Source organism: Flammeovirga sp. AWQ4_249 (assembly GCF_056161045.1).
Genome location: NZ_JBSWYJ010000124.1, coordinates 1 through 466, shown reverse-complemented (window position 1 = coordinate 466; position 466 = coordinate 1). Strand labels below are relative to the sequence as shown.

Here is a 466-nt window from a genome sequence, read left to right as displayed (position 1 = left end):
CATAGAGTTGTACAAGTAGATACAAGAGAAATCTTATTAGGTGGCGGAAATATCCACTGTATCACTCAGCAACAACCAAAAGTTTAGGTTTTACAATGAGGGTAGTAGTTAAATGCTACCCTTGTTCTACTATTTTATATACTCAAGTTAGAAATTAGTTTATTCATCTGCTTACAAGCTCTCAAATAAGATATTCATCCTCCAAGCTAGTTTCTCATTCCAACAAAATCATGAAAAAAATTCTTTACATCTTTGCTGCTGTAATGATGTTTGCTGTCAATTTTGCATCTGCACAAACAGAAATCATCGAGATTACAGAAGTACAAAACCAAGTGGCTCAAACTGCTACTTCCGCATTAGATTCAGGTGATACAGCTTGGATTTTAGCATCGACTGCATTAGTATTATTTATGATGCTTCCAGGATTAGCATTGTTCTATGCAGGGCTAGTTCACAAGAAAAACGT

Annotated in this window: 1 protein-coding gene and 1 pseudogene; both read left to right on the top strand. The window is 35.2% G+C overall.

All coding sequences use genetic code 11. From position 1 onward, the window contains the following. A partial coding sequence (locus ACXAHM_RS26360) for an agmatine deiminase family protein (protein ID WP_474967070.1) occupies window positions 1-87 on the top strand: 87 nt, incomplete at its 5' end. A 143-nt stretch (window positions 88-230) separates the two neighbouring features. Beyond that, a pseudogene (locus ACXAHM_RS26355) lies at window positions 231-466 on the top strand (hypothetical protein); the annotation flags it as partial.